General features: G+C 61.8%; 13 protein-coding genes. 8 read left to right on the top strand and 5 right to left on the bottom strand.

What is annotated here, in order from left to right:
- Window positions 1-14: 14 nt before the first annotated feature.
- The 4 genes from AC1RT2_RS24930 to AC1RT2_RS24945 all read right to left on the bottom strand — a co-directional run bounded on the left by AC1RT2_RS24930 (window position 15) and on the right by AC1RT2_RS24945 (window position 4,321).
- Window positions 15-965, bottom strand: a complete 951-nt coding sequence (locus AC1RT2_RS24930) for a sugar-binding transcriptional regulator (protein WP_493106266.1) — start codon at window positions 963-965, stop codon at window positions 15-17.
- A gap of 21 nt (window positions 966-986) precedes the next feature.
- The gene (locus tag AC1RT2_RS24935) at window positions 987-2,456 is read right to left on the bottom strand and encodes an FGGY family carbohydrate kinase (RefSeq protein WP_493106268.1); all 1,470 of its coding nucleotides are present in this window, start codon (window positions 2,454-2,456) and stop codon (window positions 987-989) included.
- Between the two features lie 87 nt (window positions 2,457-2,543).
- Window positions 2,544-3,512 carry a transketolase family protein gene (locus tag AC1RT2_RS24940; protein WP_493106270.1) on the bottom strand — a complete coding sequence of 323 codons (969 nt, stop codon included), beginning with the start codon at window positions 3,510-3,512 and terminating at the stop codon, window positions 2,544-2,546.
- Window positions 3,512-4,321, bottom strand: coding sequence for a transketolase (locus tag AC1RT2_RS24945; RefSeq protein ID WP_493106272.1), 810 nt, complete (start codon window positions 4,319-4,321; stop codon window positions 3,512-3,514). Before AC1RT2_RS24945 ends, AC1RT2_RS24940 begins: the two co-directional genes overlap by 1 nt.
- A gap of 209 nt (window positions 4,322-4,530) precedes the next feature.
- Between AC1RT2_RS24945 and AC1RT2_RS24950 the strand changes: the two genes are divergently transcribed.
- From AC1RT2_RS24950 to AC1RT2_RS24965, 4 genes are all read left to right on the top strand, one after another.
- The gene (locus AC1RT2_RS24950) at window positions 4,531-5,505 is read left to right on the top strand and encodes an ABC transporter permease (protein WP_493106274.1); all 975 of its coding nucleotides are present in this window, start codon (window positions 4,531-4,533) and stop codon (window positions 5,503-5,505) included.
- A 123-nt stretch (window positions 5,506-5,628) separates the two neighbouring features.
- Window positions 5,629-6,561, top strand: coding sequence for a substrate-binding domain-containing protein (locus AC1RT2_RS24955; RefSeq protein WP_493106276.1), 933 nt, complete (start codon window positions 5,629-5,631; stop codon window positions 6,559-6,561).
- A 31-nt stretch (window positions 6,562-6,592) separates the two neighbouring features.
- Window positions 6,593-8,080 carry a sugar ABC transporter ATP-binding protein gene (locus AC1RT2_RS24960; RefSeq protein ID WP_493106278.1) on the top strand — a complete coding sequence of 496 codons (1,488 nt, stop codon included), beginning with the start codon at window positions 6,593-6,595 and terminating at the stop codon, window positions 8,078-8,080.
- A 16-nt stretch (window positions 8,081-8,096) separates the two neighbouring features.
- A complete protein-coding gene (locus AC1RT2_RS24965; protein WP_493106280.1) occupies window positions 8,097-8,885 on the top strand; it encodes an SDR family oxidoreductase in 789 nt (262 codons plus the stop codon).
- 487 nt (window positions 8,886-9,372) lie between these two features.
- On the opposite strand, the gene AC1RT2_RS24970 is transcribed toward AC1RT2_RS24965, so the two are convergent.
- A complete protein-coding gene (locus AC1RT2_RS24970; protein ID WP_493106506.1) occupies window positions 9,373-10,152 on the bottom strand; it encodes a DeoR/GlpR family DNA-binding transcription regulator in 780 nt (259 codons plus the stop codon).
- A 247-nt stretch (window positions 10,153-10,399) separates the two neighbouring features.
- Between AC1RT2_RS24970 and AC1RT2_RS24975 the strand changes: the two genes are divergently transcribed.
- Genes AC1RT2_RS24975 through AC1RT2_RS24990 form a run of 4 tightly spaced genes read left to right on the top strand, consistent with a single transcriptional unit; the run spans window position 10,400 to window position 14,816 of the window.
- Window positions 10,400-11,809 (top strand): NAD(P)/FAD-dependent oxidoreductase, encoded by a 1,410-nt coding sequence (locus tag AC1RT2_RS24975; protein ID WP_493106282.1) that lies wholly within the window; start codon window positions 10,400-10,402, stop codon window positions 11,807-11,809.
- Entirely contained in the window at window positions 11,806-13,026 is a 1,221-nt protein-coding gene (locus AC1RT2_RS24980; RefSeq protein ID WP_493106283.1) for an NAD(P)/FAD-dependent oxidoreductase, read from the top strand. The genes AC1RT2_RS24975 and AC1RT2_RS24980 overlap by 4 nt, the downstream gene beginning before the upstream one ends.
- Entirely contained in the window at window positions 13,027-14,421 is a 1,395-nt protein-coding gene (locus AC1RT2_RS24985; protein ID WP_493106284.1) for an FGGY family carbohydrate kinase, read from the top strand. It abuts the gene before it with no gap.
- Window positions 14,422-14,459: 38 nt separating this feature from the next.
- A complete protein-coding gene (locus AC1RT2_RS24990) occupies window positions 14,460-14,816 on the top strand; it encodes a DUF1937 family protein (RefSeq protein WP_493106286.1) in 357 nt (118 codons plus the stop codon).
- Window positions 14,817-14,820: the final 4 nt, after the last annotated feature.

Genomic DNA, 14,820 nt, shown 5'->3' on the forward strand with positions numbered 1-14,820 from the left:
CAATCCGGGATGGATCAGGCTGTGAGCCGTGCCGCAGTGAACTTGTCGGTGACGAGCACATCGATGACGCCCAGTTTCAGGGCGCCGGCGATGGCCTGGGTTTTCGACTCTCCGCCCGCGAGCGCCATGACGCGGGCGGTCTTTCGCAGCTCCTCCAGCGAAAGGCCGATGACGCGGTCGTTGAGCGGTGTTTCGACGGGCTTGCCGTCCTGGTCGTAGAAACGATACGAAATTTCGCCGACCGCACCTGCCTCTTGCAGCATCGCCATTTCCTGGCGGGAGAACGTATTGCCGGATCGGGCAAGAAGCTCCGATGGCTCAACCGCGCCGATGCCGACGATGGCGAGGCTGAGGCGGCCGAAGAGGTCCATCGTCTCACGCACCACCGGGTCCGCGAGCATGACGAGCTTCGCTTCGCGCGAGGAGGTGATGCCTTGCACGAGGAGAAGCCGAGGCTCGCCGCCAGTCAACCTGGCAAGGCGGGCGGTCAGTTGCGTCGCGTGGGTCTGGACCGAAGCGTCGCCCATGCCGCCAAGGATCTGCACGATGTACTTGGCCTTGGCGTTTTTCAGCGGGTGGATGTTATCCACCATGCGCAGGATCGTTTGGCTCCAGCTCGAGACGCCGATAATTTCATCCTGCTGCAACGTGACTTCGAGGAAGTGGGCCGCGGCTTCGCCGATGCGCGCCATGATCGCGCCGTCGCGATCCTCCGAACAGTCGACGACGATGGCTTCGGTGAGGCGATAGCGCTCGCGCAACGCGGTTTCCAGGTCGGCAAAGGTGCCGGCCGGCGGAATGACCGTCGTGCGCACAATGTCTTCCTGCTCCGCCCGCTTCAGCATGCGCGAAACGGTGGCCTGCGACATATGCATGAGCGCTGCGATCTCAGCCTGCCGCTTGCCTTCGATGTGGTACATCTGAGCAATGCGGGCAATCAGTCGTAACTCGTTGAGCCGTCCCATGGAGCCTCCGGGGGTGAATTTTTATTCACTCATAGAGGAAGGGCCCGGCACGGTCGAGCGGTAGATTGCGTCCTGCCAGACGAGCAGACGATCCGCGGCATCGGAAACCTGTGGGGGGATGGCATTCACGGCGCGCGGCAAGGCAGCGATGGCCGCGAGGTCCGGCCAGACGCCAAGCGTCAGGCCGGCGAGATAGGCGGCGCCCAAGGCGGAGGCTTCCGGTGCATCGCACTGGATGATTGCGTGATTTAGCGTATCGGCGACGCATTGCATAAGGAACGTGTTCTTGCTCGGCCCCCCATCGGCATAGAGGCGGCCGAGCGGTGTCGGCGATTGCGACGACATGGCCTTGAAGACGTCGTGAGCCTGGAAGGCGATGCTGTCCGTCACGGCGCGTGCCATCTGGGCGCGGCTGGTGTTGAAGGTGATACCGGAAAACAGTGCCCGGGCATCGGAATGCCAATAGGGCGCGCCGAGGCCAACGAAAGCCGGGACGAAGCCAGGACCGCCGGCGGGGGCGGTCGCCGCCAGTTCGGTCAGCGCCTGCACATCGGCAAGGCCGAGCATGTCGGCCATCCATGGCAGCGAGGCGGCGGAGACGAGGATATTGCCCTCAAAGGCATAGGTCGGCTTGCCGCCGATCGACCAGGCGACGGTCGTGGTGATGCCCTGTTGCGGCGCGATGAAGCGGGGCAGGGTCGTCATGATCGACGAGCCGGTACCGAAGGTCACCTTGCCGTCGCCGGGATTGAAGGCGCCGTGGCCGAACAGGGCAGCGTGGCTATCGCCGATGGCGGAGGCAATCGGGATGCCATCGGCAAGGCCGGGCACGTTCTTCGTGACGCCGAAGCGGGAGGCGCTGTCGCGGACCTCCGGCAGGGCGGATTTCCTCACGCCGAAGAGATCGCAGAGCTCGTCGCTCCACACCCGTTCGTTGAGATCGTAGAGCTGGCTGCGCGCGGCATTGGCTGCGTCGCAGGCGTGTACTGCGCCATACGTGAAGCAATGGATCAGCCAGGCGTCGATCGTGCCGAGCCGCACCTTGCTTCCGGCGGGTACGCGATCCAGCAGCCATTTCATCTTGGGGCCGGGGAACATCGGGTCGATCGGCAGACCCGTGAGAGCCTGGACGCGCGGCGCATGGCCGGCGGCAATCAGCTCGGCGCAGGCGGGTGCGCTGCGGCGGCACTGCCAGCTGACCACGGGACCAAACGGCTTGCCGCTATCAGCATCCCAGACGGTAACGGATTCGCGCTGGTTGGAGATGGCGATGCCAAGGATTTCGACAGACGGCGCGGCCGCAAGGCAGGTGGCGATGGCTTCCTGCACGGATTGCCAGAGCCGCAACGGGCTCTGCTCCACCCAACCCGGCTGCGGATGCTCGATGCCAACGGGAGACGAACCGCGTGCGAGAATGTTGCCGTGTGTGGAAACGAGCACGGCCTTCGAGTTCGTGGTGCCCTGGTCGATGGCGAGAATGGCGGTCGTCATGGCGGCTCCGGTCGGCGGAAGAAGAGGGGGGGGGGCGCGGCATCGGGAGGTATTACCGCGCCCGGCACGCAATCTAGTCGCGCACGATCAGGTGCGGGAAGATTTGCGCGCGATCAAGTCCATGGCGGCGTTAGCGATGCCCGTGGGCGACATGCCGAATTCGTCGAGCAGGAATTCCGCCGAGCCGGTGGGCGGGAAGATGCCGGGAACGCCGAGGATCTTCATCGGCACCGGGCTTTCCGCCACTACGACTTCGGCAATCGCCGAACCGAGGCCGCCGAAGACGGAGTGCTCTTCGGCCGTCACGATCGCGCCGGTGTCGCGGGCGGCAGACACCACCGCCTCGACATCGATCGGGCGCACGGTCGCCATATTGAGGACGCGGGCCTCGATGCCCCGTTCGGCAAGGATTGCGGCGGCCTTCACCATGCGATGGGTGAGTGTGCCATTGGCGATGAGCGTGACGGCATCGCCTTCGCGCAGCAGGCTGGCCTTGCCCAGCTCGAACTTGTGGCCCTCCGCCAGCAGGTCCGGAACGCCGACACGAGAAAGGCGCAGGAAGACGGGGCCGTTATAGGATGCCGCCCATTCCACGGCGGCTGCCGTCTCGATGGAATCGCAGGGGGCGACGACCGGAAGGTTCGGCAGAACGCGCGTCCAGGCGAAGTCCTCGATGGAATGGTGCGTAGGGCCGAGTTCGCCATAAGCCATGCCCGAGGAAATGCCGATCAGCTTCACATTGGCGTTGGAATAGGCGATGTCGGCCTTGATCTGTTCCAGCGAACGGCCGGTCAGGAAGCAGGCGGCGCCGCAGACGAAGGGCAGAAGGCCGCCATTGGCAAGACCGGCACCGACGCCGACCAGCGCTTGCTCGGCAATGCCGACATTGATGAGCCGCTCGGGCCATTTGGCCTTGAAGCCATTGAGCTTGGAGGAGCCGACGGAGTCGTTGCAGACGGCGACGATCTTGGGATTGTCGGCGCCCAGGCGTTCCAGCACGGCGACGAAGGCGTCACGGCAGTCGTGCAGCTTGGGAGAAGGAGTGATGGCGTTCATTACAGGGCCTCCGAAAGCTCAGCGACGGCAATCTTGTATTGTTCGGGATTCGGCACCTTGTGGTGCCAGTCGACGGTGTCCTGCATGAAGGAAATGCCGTGGCCCTTGTTGGTGTGGGCAACAATGCAATGTGGCCGGCTGCCGCGTTTTTCCAGCGCCGGGACGATCTCGTCCAGGGCATTGCCGTTGATCTCGGTGACATCCCATCCGAAGGCTTCGAGCTTGGCCGGGAAGGGTGCAAGGTTGTTGGTATCCTTCAGCGATGCACCCTGCTGGAAGCGGTTGTGGTCGATTATGAGCGCCAGGTTGTCGAGGCCGAACTGCGCGGCCGAAGCGATAGCCTCCCAGTTCGAGCCCTCCTGCATCTCGCCGTCGCCCGTCAGCACATAGGTGCGATAGACGGCACCCGTCAGCTTGGCGGCCTTTGCCATGCCGACGGCCACCGGCAGACCGTGGCCGAGCGGGCCGGTGTTGGTTTCGACACCGGGAACCTTGTTGCAGTTCGGGTGGCCGTTGAGGCGCGAATGGGGCTTCAGGAAGGTAGCGACCTCTTCTTCCGGAATGAAACCGCGCTTGGCCAGCGTCACGTACAGTGCGAGCGCCACATGGCCCTTCGAGAGCACGAAGCGATCCCGATCCGGGTGCTTCGGCTGATCCGGCCAGATGCGCAGCACACGGAAATAGAGCGCAGTCAGGATGTCGATTGCGGACATCTCGCCACCGATGTGGCCTGCGCCAGCTTCAAAAACCGCTTGCAGATCGCGGAGGCGGATCTGTTGAGCGATGCGGTCGAGATCATTCGGCTGCATGAAACCCTCGTAGTGAATAAATATACATTAATAGATATATTTGCACGGATGATAGTGAAGTCAAGTGAAAATAACATTAGATGACCCTGAAGAATTCATTCTTGTGGCCTTGACACTCTCCAATAGGATGCGCTACGAATTTACACGCGCTATTGAATATTTATGCGATAAGTCAAGTGCGAAGCCGCGAACGAGCGGGAGGAGTGTCCATGGTGGCGGATGTGAAAGAGCGACAGGGGTTCGCAGGTATTATGTTGCCTTCGCTGCGAGGAGCCACCGGCCCGCTCATCGGCCTCATCGTGCTGTGCCTCTTTCTCACCTTTGCGACGGACAAGTTCCTGTCGGTGCGCAACTTCCTCAACGTGCTCGACCAGATCACGGTGCTGGGCGTCATGGCCGTTGGCATGACGATGGTCATCCTGATCGGCGGCATCGACCTGGCGGTCGGCTCGGTCATGGCGCTGGCCATGATGGTGCTCGGTTATCTCAATGTTACGGCCGGCGTTCCGATGGGCATCGCGATCCCGCTCGCTTTGCTCGTCGCGTCGCTTAACGGTTTGGTCGCCGGGCTTCTGATTACGCGCTTCAACGTGCCGGCCTTCATCGCGACGCTCGCCATGATGTCGATCACGCGCGGCCTTGCGAACATGATCACCGACGGCCAGCAGATCATCGGGTTTCCGGCCTGGTTCAACATGATGGCCATCGTGCGCTTCGGTGGCTTCCTGACGCTGACCGTCGCCGTGATGGTCGTGGTCTTCGTCGTCGGCCTGCTTTATCAACGCTACCGTCACGGCGGCCGCGTGCTCTACGCGATCGGCGGCAATGCCGAGGTGGCGCGCCTTGCCGGCATCAATGTCCAGGGTGCGACCGTGCTCGTGTATGTCGTGTGCAGCTTCCTGGCCGGCCTTTCGGGCATGGTGCTCGCGGCCCGCCTCGACTCCGTGCAGCCGTCCTCGGGCGTTTCCTATGAACTTGACGCGATTGCCGCGGTCGTCATCGGCGGCACGTCGCTGTCGGGCGGCACGGGTGGCATCGGTGGCACCATCATCGGCGTGCTCATCATAGGCGTGCTGCGCAATGGTCTCAACCTGCTCAGCGTCTCGCCCTTCATGCAGCAGGTCATCATCGGCGCTGTCATCGTGCTCGCCGTCACCGCCGAAACCTACCGCAAGCGCAAATAACGACTTTCACCCCCGCGGCCCAAGCGGCGGGGTGGAGAAAACGGTCCGCAATCGTGCGGACCGGCAAAAGGGAAGGTGGTGTTCTGGGAGACAGGCACTGCCGGGTAACTTGGAGGAGAAACCATGACACTGTCCAAACTGCTGATGGCGGCAACCGCTGCTTCTTTACTCGCCCTTCCGGCCTCCGCTGCCGAAGTCAAGAAGATCGGCCTTGCCGTTCCGAACCTGCAGGCTGACTTCTTCAACCAGATCAAGCTCGGCGTCGAAAAACACGCCAAGGAAAAGGGCATCGAGGTCGTCGTCGTCGATGCGAAGAACGACACCAATACCCAGGTCAGCCAGGTGCAGGACCTGATGACGCAGGACATCAACGCCTTCATCTACATCCCGGCCGGTGCCGCTGCTGCTGCCGTCCCGACCCGTCTCGCCCGCGAAGCCGGCATTCCCGTCATCAACGTCGACCGCACGCCCGAGGGCGCGCCAGGTGACACCTTCATCGCCGGCGAAAGCGTCGAATCCGCTTACGAAGTCTGCAAGTACATCATCGGCAAGGCCGGTGGGTCTGGCAAGATTGCCATCATCCACGGCCAGAAGGGCACGACGCCGGAAGTCGACCGTTTCACCGGTTGCAAGCGCGCCATCGACGAGAACAAGGGCGTCGAGCTGGTCGACCAGCAGTGGAGCAATATGTGGTCGGCCGATGAAGGCTTTACCATCGCGCAAAACATGCTGCAGGCGAACCCCGAGATTACGATCATCTTTGGCCAGGCCGATGGTCTCGCGATGGGTGCCGCCAAGGCCGTCGACGTTGCGAACCTTTCGGACAAGGTGATCATCGGCGGCTATGACGGTGACGTCTCGGCGCTCGAATACCTCGCCAAGTGCAAGGGCCCGTTCATCGCGACCGCGACGCAAAGCACGCAGAAGATGGGCGTTCTCGCCGTCGAATCCGCGCTCGCCGTCGCAGCCGGCCAGAAGGTGGAAGAGCGCCAGACACCGAACGCCGTCCTGACAACCTGCGAAAACGCGCCGGAATTCGTCAAGAGCCATCCGTAATCCTGGCTCATAGCAGAAAGGCAGCAGCGCCATGACGAACCGCTCTCCCATCCTGTCGCTCCGAGGAATCCAGAAATCCTACGGTACGATCAAGGTGCTCCACGGTGTCGATCTCGACGTCTATCCGGGAGAGGTCGTGGCGCTGCTCGGTGAAAACGGTGCCGGGAAATCGACCCTGTCGAACATCATTTCCGGCACCGTCCAGCCCTCCGCGGGCGAGATGACCTGGTTCGGCAAGCCATACGCCCCAGCCAATCCCCGTGCCGCGATGGACGAGGGGGTCGGCATGATCCACCAGGAACTGAAACTCCTGCCGAAGCTCTCTATCGCGGAAAACGTCTTCGTCGGTCGCTATCCCATGAAATCCGGCCGCCTCGATCGCGATGCGATGGAGGAGCGCGCCCGCGCGGGCCTGCAGCGCCTCGGTCTCGACGTGTCGCCGGACCGGCTCGTCGAAGGTCTCTCGACCGGCCGGCAGCAGCTTATCGAAATCGCCAAGGCGCTGACGCTGAATGCGCGCCTGCTCATTCTCGACGAACCGACGGCCGCGCTCGGCGGCGAGGAGACCCAGCTTCTATTCCGCCAGATCGAGCGCCTGAAGGCCGAAGGCGTCGGCATCATCTATATTTCTCATCGCCTGGAGGAAATCCGCCAGATCACCGACCGTATCGTCGTCATGCGCGATGGCGCCAAGGTGCAGGAATTCGACCGCGGCGACGTGCCGATCCGCACCATCGTCGAGGCCATGGTGGGGCGCTCGCTGGAGCGCATGTTCCCGGCATTGCCCACGCCGACGGATGAGGTGACGCTCGAAGTGCGCGGCCTGTCCTCGCCATCAAAGGCGTTCCGCGACATCAATTTCTCCGTCCGCAAAGGCGAGGTCTTCGGCATTGCCGGCCTCATGGGCGCCGGTCGTACCGAGCTCGTGCGCGCCATAACCGGTGCTGACCCGATCGCAAGCGGCGAAGTGCTGTTGCATGGCAAGCCGGTGACGCCGCGTTCACCGATCGATGCGATCCGCAACGGCATCGTGCTCGTGCCCGAGGATCGCAAGCTGCAGGGCGTCGTGCTGGAGCATTCCATCGCGGAAAACATCGGCTATGCCAATCTCGGCGAGATTTCCCGGAACGGCTGGATTTCGTCGCGCCGCATCCGAGAATTCGCCGAGGATTACATCAAGCGCTTCGGCGTGAAGGGGCGCGGCGGGCAGAATGCCGGCGAGCTCTCCGGCGGCAACCAGCAGAAGGTGGTGCTGGCCAAGTGGCTGGCACGCAAACCACAGGTCGTGGTGCTGGACGAGCCGACGCGCGGCATCGATGTCGGCGCGCGCTCCTCGATCTACGATCTCATTGTGGGCCTGGCGTGCGAAGGCGTCACCGTCATCGTGGTCAGCTCCGACCTCGAGGAGGTGCTTGGTGTCTCCAGCCGCATCATGGTCATGGCACAAGGCAAGCAGGCCGGTATCCTGGACCGCGAGGACGCTAATGACGTCTCGGTGATGGAACTGGCGACAATCTGAACAGGGAAGAGGCAGCATGTCTGAAATCACGCTCAACGCACCGAAATTGTTCGACCTTTCCGGCAACGTCGCCTTCGTGACGGGGGCGGGCAGCGGCATCGGCCAACGCATCGCCATGGGGCTGGCGCAATGCGGTGCGGACGTCGCGCTGCTCGACCGCCGTACCGATGACGGCCTTGCCCAGACGGCCGATTTCATCGCGAGGGCAGGGCGCCGCAGCATCCAGATCGCCGCCGACGTCACCAGCGGCCTGGCGCTGAACGATGCGATCGCCCGCACGCAGGCGGACCTTGGTGCTCTCACGCTCGCGGTCAACGCGGCTGGCATCGCTAATGCCAATCCGGCCGAGGAGATGGAGGAAAGCCAGTTCCAGACGATGATGGACATCAACTTGAAGGGCGTTTTTCTCTCCTGCCAGGCCGAAGCGCGCGCCATGCTGAAGACCGGCCGCGGCGCCATCGTCAACATCGCCTCCATGTCAGGGGTCATCGTCAATCGCGGGCTCAGCCAGTGCCATTACAACGCCTCCAAGGCTGGCGTCATCCACATGACCAAGTCGATGGCCATGGAATGGGTCGATCGCGGCATCCGCGTCAACACAATCAGCCCGGGCTACACCGCAACGCCGATGAATACCCGGCCGGAAATGGTGCATCAGACGAAGCTCTTTGAAGAGCAGACGCCGATGCAGCGCATGGCAAATGTCGACGAGATGGTCGGCCCGGTCGTCTTCCTGCTCTCGAATGCCGCAAGCTTCGTGACGGGTGTCGATCTGCTGGTCGATGGTGGCTTCTGCTGCTGGTAATTTCCAGGGCCGGCTTCAAGCCGGCCTCTTGCATTTCTGTCCGGAAATTCCTTATTTGCACATGGTCTCCGGGCGGGGCGAAATTCCCCACCGGCGGTATCCAAAGCAATCCGGGAGCCCGCAAGCGCCTTCCAATGGAAGGGTCAGCAGATCCGTTGCGGGCTCATCCGCGCTGTGCTTGGTCGCCCGGGTCACACCGAAGCTCCCGCCGTCTGGTGCGTCTTGCCGGCAAGATGCCCTCCGGCGCGATCTACGAGGTCACAAACGATGACGGAACCATGGCACGCGGCCGGATAATCGTCTTTGCAGACCTCGCCTCGGGCCACGATCGCCGTTTGGGGCGCGCTTAACTCGCGTGCCTTTGGCTGGAGGAGTATGCCCGTTAGCGCGGCCGGGTTGAGTGTTTGGGCTTGGGGACGGCCGTTCGAATCTATTCAAGAGCCTAGTTCGCAGCGATGTCGATTTAGAAAAGTGATTTTGGGAACGATCAATATCGGGTTGTGATGATGGAGGAAGCACCGGCCGCTTCCATGGCTTGAGTGATGTTTGTCGGTGGTTCGGTGTCTGTGACGAGGCGGCCAATTTGATCCCAGCCGGTAACCTCGAATATCCCGCGCTTGTTGAATTTCGAGGCATCGGCGAGTACCGTCACCGTCTCGACCCGCTCGATCATCGCTCGGGCGATCTGCGTTTCTGCCTCGTCGAAGTCCAGTAGGCCAGTTCCGTCGATGGCGCCGACGGTCAGGAACGCGTGGCGCGCTCGAAAGCGGCCGATCTGCTCGACCGCTAACGACCCTACTGTCTCCGACGCGTCCATGCTGAACGCACCACCGATCAGGAAGACTTTGTTTTCACCGCCGGCGGATACGAGGGAAGCGATGCGGATACTGTTCGTGATCACCGTCAAGCCTGACAATCCGGCGATGGCTTCGGCGAACAGAACCGTCGTTGTCCCCGTATCGATGAAAAGACTGTCACCTGGGGACAGAAGGCTCGCGGCCGCCTTTGCGATCTGGCGTTTGGCCGGGAGGTTTTCCGCCATGCGCGCGGCAAATGGGCCTTCGCCACCAATCTCGGTCGCAGCGATGGAGCGGAGCTTAGCACCGCCATGGAATTTCTGAATCCTGCCTAACTCGTCGAGGCCGACAAGATCCCTGCGGATCGTCTCGCGGGAGACCGTGAGCTCCTCAGCAAGTTGGTCCACGCTGACCTCTCCTCGACGAGTAACAAGCCGGATTATCTCTTCGTGACGCTCGTGTGGACGCACTCGTGAACCTTTCCGATAGCGCCTAAACGCATTGCCGCTAAATGCCCGAACGGTCAAAAAGCGCAAGAACATCTCCACATATAGCGACCGAATGGCCGAGATGCAAAGAGTCCAGATACGAAAAATCGACGTCGATTCAACGCGAAAGTGGTCGGCTGTGCGGTTCGCGCGGATTCCCACTTTACAGAATGATGCGCTTATTGTTACCGTTCGGTCATAAATCGACCAAACGGTAGGAATTTATGTTGTGAACGCACAATCGCAACTATCCGGTAGTGAGTTTTTCGACGTCGCGATCATCGGTGCAGGCATCGTCGGCTGTGCGGTTGCCCGGCGGTTCGCTCTCGCGGGCGCGAAAGTCGCGCTCATCGAGAAGGGCTCGGACATTCTTTCGGGGGCTTCCAAAGCAAACAGCGCGATCCTTCACACGGGTTTCGATGCGCCGAACGGAAGCCTCGAACTCGCATTGGTTCAGGCCGGGCGACAGGAATACCTCGATATCCATCAGGACATGAATTTACCCCTGGTCGAAACAAGCGCTCTTGTTTGCGCCTGGACTGCCGATGAAGCATTGAAACTCGAAGGGATCGCCGAGCAGGGTCGCCAGAACGGGGTCGACCGTCTCCGGTTGTTGACCTCCGCAGAAGCGCGAACTGTCGAGCCCGGATTGGCAGACAATTTGGTTGCGGCACTTCATGTTCTTGACGAACACGTCATCGATCCGTGGTCTGCGCCCCTTGCCTACGTCAATCAAGCAATTGCGCTTGGGGCGACCGTCCTGCGCCAGTGCGAGGTGCTGGCAGGGGCATTCGACGGGGAGTGGCGGCTCAAAACCAACCAGGGCGACATCAGGTCAAAATGGGTAGTCAACGCAGCCGGTCTTTTCGGCGATCACGTTGATACCTGTCTGGGTTTCCAGTCCGAATTCCAGATAAAGCCTCGCAAAGGCCAATTCGTCGTCCTCGACAAGGCGGCATCGCGCCAGTTGAAGACGATCATTCTCCCTGTGCCGAACGAGATCACCAAGGGGGTGGTTGTCTGCCCCACGGCATTCGGCAACATCCTGGTCGGTCCCACCGCCGAAGAACAGGACGATCGCATCCGGGCTACGGTCGAACACGACACGCTGGAGGCTCTCGTCGCGCTTGGAAGCAAGCTTGTCCCCGGTCTGGCCCACATTCCGGTCACGGCGGTCTATGCGGGTCTGCGTCCCGCAACGGAGAAGAAGGAATACCGGGTCATCCATCGCGCCGAGCACAATGCGATTACCCTTGGCGGCATTCGATCCACCGGGCTCAGTTCCGCTCTCGGTCTCGCGCAACATGCTCTGAACCTGCATGGTGGCGCAGACCGCGGCGAGTTCTCCTCCAAGGCGACACCGAAGGTGTGCATGCCAAATCTTGCCGAGAGCAGATCGCGGGACTGGCAAGCCGAAAACCACGGCGACATCGTCTGCCACTGCGAGATGGTCACACGCCGCGAGATCGAAGCGACACTGAGCAGCCCGCTTCCGCCTGGTGATTTCGGTGGCCTGCGGCGGCGCACGCGCGCAGGGATGGGACGCTGCCAAGGCTTCTACTGCAACGCCAAGCTCGCCGAAATCAGCAAGGGCTGTCTCGCTACACCGCTTGCGGTCGATCACGAGGGCGGCAAATGAGCCAGTCCGACGTTATCATTATCGGCGGAGGTCCTTCTGGCGTCGCCGCCGCAATTGCGATGCGCAAGGCCGGCGTTGGGAAGATCACTCTCCTTGAGAGAGAGCGTTACCTTGGCGGCGCGACGCGGCACTGCAGCCATTCACCCTTCGGAATGTTCGAGTTCGGCCGCGTTTATTTTGGCGCTGCGTATGGCCGTCGCCTGGAACAGGAAATCGCCAAGTATGGTATCGACCTCCGATACGGCCACTCTGTGGCCCGATTTGGAGAAGACGGCGAACTTCTTGTCACGAACCCCGCTGGTCTTCAGACCGTGACAGCCCAGCGCGTGCTTGTGACGACCGGGGTGCGGGAAACGACACGTGCCGCACGGCTCGTGACGGGCGATCGTCCGGTCGGCGTCGTAACGACAGGCACTTTGCAATCCTATGTCGCCTTCCACAATATGATGCCGTTCAAACGCCCCGTCATTGTTGGATCGGAACTCGTGACGCTCTCCGCGATCTGGACATGCGTAAGCCGTGGCGCGCGTCCCGCCGCGGTTCTTGAGCCGAGATCACATTCCCTGGTGCGCGGGCCGCTGAACTGGTTCCCGTCGCTGATGGGTATTCCGTTCCACCGCGGTGCGCAGGTCGTCGATATTCTCGGCCGCGGCCGCGTCGAGGCCGTAAGGATCCAGCATGGCGATATCGTCGAAACAGTCGAATGTGACGGCGTTCTATTTTCCGGTGGGTTCACGCCCGAGGCCTCGCTGTTCCTCACATCCGGGCTTGCCGTCGATTGGGGTAGCGCCGGTCCGGCAGTCGATCAGGATGGCCGCTGCGAAAACCCTCGCTACTTTGCGGCGGGAAACGTGCTCCGAGCCGTCGAGACCGGTGGATGGGCATTCCGCGAGGGCAGGGCTATTGGAACGGCCCTCGCTGCGGACCTTCTCGGCAACGCCTCGAAGGCGGCTCCGATCAAGGTCACTTACGACGATCCGATTAAGCTTGTCGTGCCGAACCTTCTGCGGAATGGAGCAGTGCTCCCTGGCGGCTTGAAGGATTTTCAACTGCGCTTTCGGCGCAGGGCCAAGGGGAGCCTCTCATTGGCCATCGATGGACGCGAGGTCTGGCAACGCAAAGAAACGTGGCGGCCGGAAAGCCGGATCATTGTCCCACGACCCAAAAATTCGACTGACGCGCAAAGCGTCCACTTCAGCTTCAGCGAGGAAGAGTGAATGCGCGTCGCATCAATTGACCAAGGAACCACATCAACCCGATGCCTGGTCGTGGAAGACGGGGGCGAATGGAAGATCGTCGCCAGCCGCAAGCATGGTCAGGATCATCCATTCGCGGGCTGGGTCGAGCATGATCCGCACGAGCTTCTAAAGAATATCGTCACCGTTCTGGATGCGGCCGGGAGGGTCGATGCGGTCGCCATCGCAAACCAGGGTGAGAGCTGCCTGGCATGGGATGCCGAGACCAAGGAAGCGCTTTCTCCCGTGATCGTGTGGCAGGATTCCCGAACGGCGAAGTATCTTGCCGATCTGGGGAGCGACGCCGAGGAAATCTCCAAGCGCATCTGCGGTCTTCCGCTTGATCCGTATTTCTCAGCCAGTAAGCTCGCCTGGCTCCTCCGTCATGTTCCGAGCATCGAGGAAGCCTACAAAGCAGGCCGCCTTCGCCTCGGAACGACCGACGCATTCTTCCTCGACTCCCTGGCGGGCGTGTTCGCCACCGATCTTGCGACGGCTTCGCGCACCGGTCTCCTTGATCTCGCGACGGGTATGTGGAGCGATGAGCTTTGCGCCCTGCACGGCGTTCCCAAGGAATGCCTCCCGCGCATCGCGAACGTCAACGACGATTTCGGCCAGATCAACGGCATTCCCGTGAAGACCTCCATCGTGGACCAGCAGGCGGCCCTATTCGGTCATGGATGCCGTGCGCCCGGCGACTGCAAGATAACGTTTGGAACGGGGGCATTCCTGCTCGCTGTCAGCGGCAGCGAACGCCCGCCGCGCTCAGAACTGCTTCCGACCGTCGCCTGGGCATTGAAGGACAGCGGCACGGCCTTTGCCATCGAAGGCGGCGTCTACGACGCGGGATCAGCGCTCGAGTGGGCCAGAAACATTGGCCTTTATTCTGCATTGGAAGAGCTGGGCGTGTTTGAAGGCCCGTCAGCTTTGAGCCGCGGGATCATCTTCGTCCCGGCGCTTTCCGGTCTTGCAGCCCCTTACTGGGATCGAACCGCTGCTCCGATGTTTATCGGCATGGACCATGCCACGGATCGGAGAGACCTCGTCCGCGCCGTCCTGGAAGGCATCGCGATGCTCACAGTTGGACTGATCAAGGCCGCCTCCGATGTCACGGACCTTGGTCCCAGTATCTCGATCGATGGCGGCCTCTCGCAAAGCGCATATTTTGCCCAGTTCCTCGCATCGGCCAGCAATCGCACCATTACCGTTCCCTCGATGCACGAACTGACGGCCCTTGGGCTTGCGGAGCTCTGTGGTCTTGACGTTACCGCAGCCCGCGCCAGGAGCACGCGCTACGAGCCCGACGGATCGGTCACCGAAGCACACCACGCGTTGTTCAAAAAAGCCGTCGAACGATCGCGCGGCTGGCGCGACTGACGCACCACTGAACGCTTAAAATCAGGAGTTTATGCAGCATGCGAAAAATCTTTCTCGCAGGCCCGTACGGTCATGCCGATCGTGACGTTGTCGACCGCAGGTTCAACGAGGCGAATGCGATCGCCGCCAAGATCGCGCGGAGCGGGTCCACCGTCTTCAGTCAGATTTCCATGTCCCACCCGATCAACGGCCACCTGTCTGATTTCGACAAGGCAGGTATCGGCAAGCTGTGGGCGCCGATCGACCAGGTCTTCATGGAAGCCATGGACGAGATCGTCGTGATTGACGGCCCCGGCTGGCAGGAAAGTGCCGGCGTCAAGCGGGAGATGGAGTTTTTTGAATCCAAGGGGCGTCGCGTCAGCCTCTGGAGCGATATCGAACACGAGTTCGCTTAACCGA

The sequence above is a fragment of the Shinella sp. GW821-FHT11G07 genome (genome assembly GCF_058808115.1).

What these genes read in the sequence shown, in the direction of transcription:
- AC1RT2_RS24930 (WP_493106266.1), bottom strand. Translation starts at nt 965, where the DNA reads ATGGGACGGCTCAACGAGTTACGACTGATTGCCCGCATTGCTCAGATG.
- AC1RT2_RS24935 (WP_493106268.1), bottom strand. Translation starts at nt 2,456, where the DNA reads ATGACGACCGCCATTCTCGCCATCGACCAGGGCACCACGAACTCGAAG.
- AC1RT2_RS24940 (WP_493106270.1), bottom strand. Translation starts at nt 3,512, where the DNA reads ATGAACGCCATCACTCCTTCTCCCAAGCTGCACGACTGCCGTGACGCC.
- AC1RT2_RS24945 (WP_493106272.1), bottom strand. Translation starts at nt 4,321, where the DNA reads ATGCAGCCGAATGATCTCGACCGCATCGCTCAACAGATCCGCCTCCGC.
- AC1RT2_RS24950 (WP_493106274.1), top strand. Translation starts at nt 4,531, where the DNA reads ATGGTGGCGGATGTGAAAGAGCGACAGGGGTTCGCAGGTATTATGTTG.
- AC1RT2_RS24955 (WP_493106276.1), top strand. Translation starts at nt 5,629, where the DNA reads ATGACACTGTCCAAACTGCTGATGGCGGCAACCGCTGCTTCTTTACTC.
- AC1RT2_RS24960 (WP_493106278.1), top strand. Translation starts at nt 6,593, where the DNA reads ATGACGAACCGCTCTCCCATCCTGTCGCTCCGAGGAATCCAGAAATCC.
- AC1RT2_RS24965 (WP_493106280.1), top strand. Translation starts at nt 8,097, where the DNA reads ATGTCTGAAATCACGCTCAACGCACCGAAATTGTTCGACCTTTCCGGC.
- AC1RT2_RS24980 (WP_493106283.1), top strand. Translation starts at nt 11,806, where the DNA reads ATGAGCCAGTCCGACGTTATCATTATCGGCGGAGGTCCTTCTGGCGTC.
- AC1RT2_RS24985 (WP_493106284.1), top strand. Translation starts at nt 13,027, where the DNA reads ATGCGCGTCGCATCAATTGACCAAGGAACCACATCAACCCGATGCCTG.
- AC1RT2_RS24990 (WP_493106286.1), top strand. Translation starts at nt 14,460, where the DNA reads ATGCGAAAAATCTTTCTCGCAGGCCCGTACGGTCATGCCGATCGTGAC.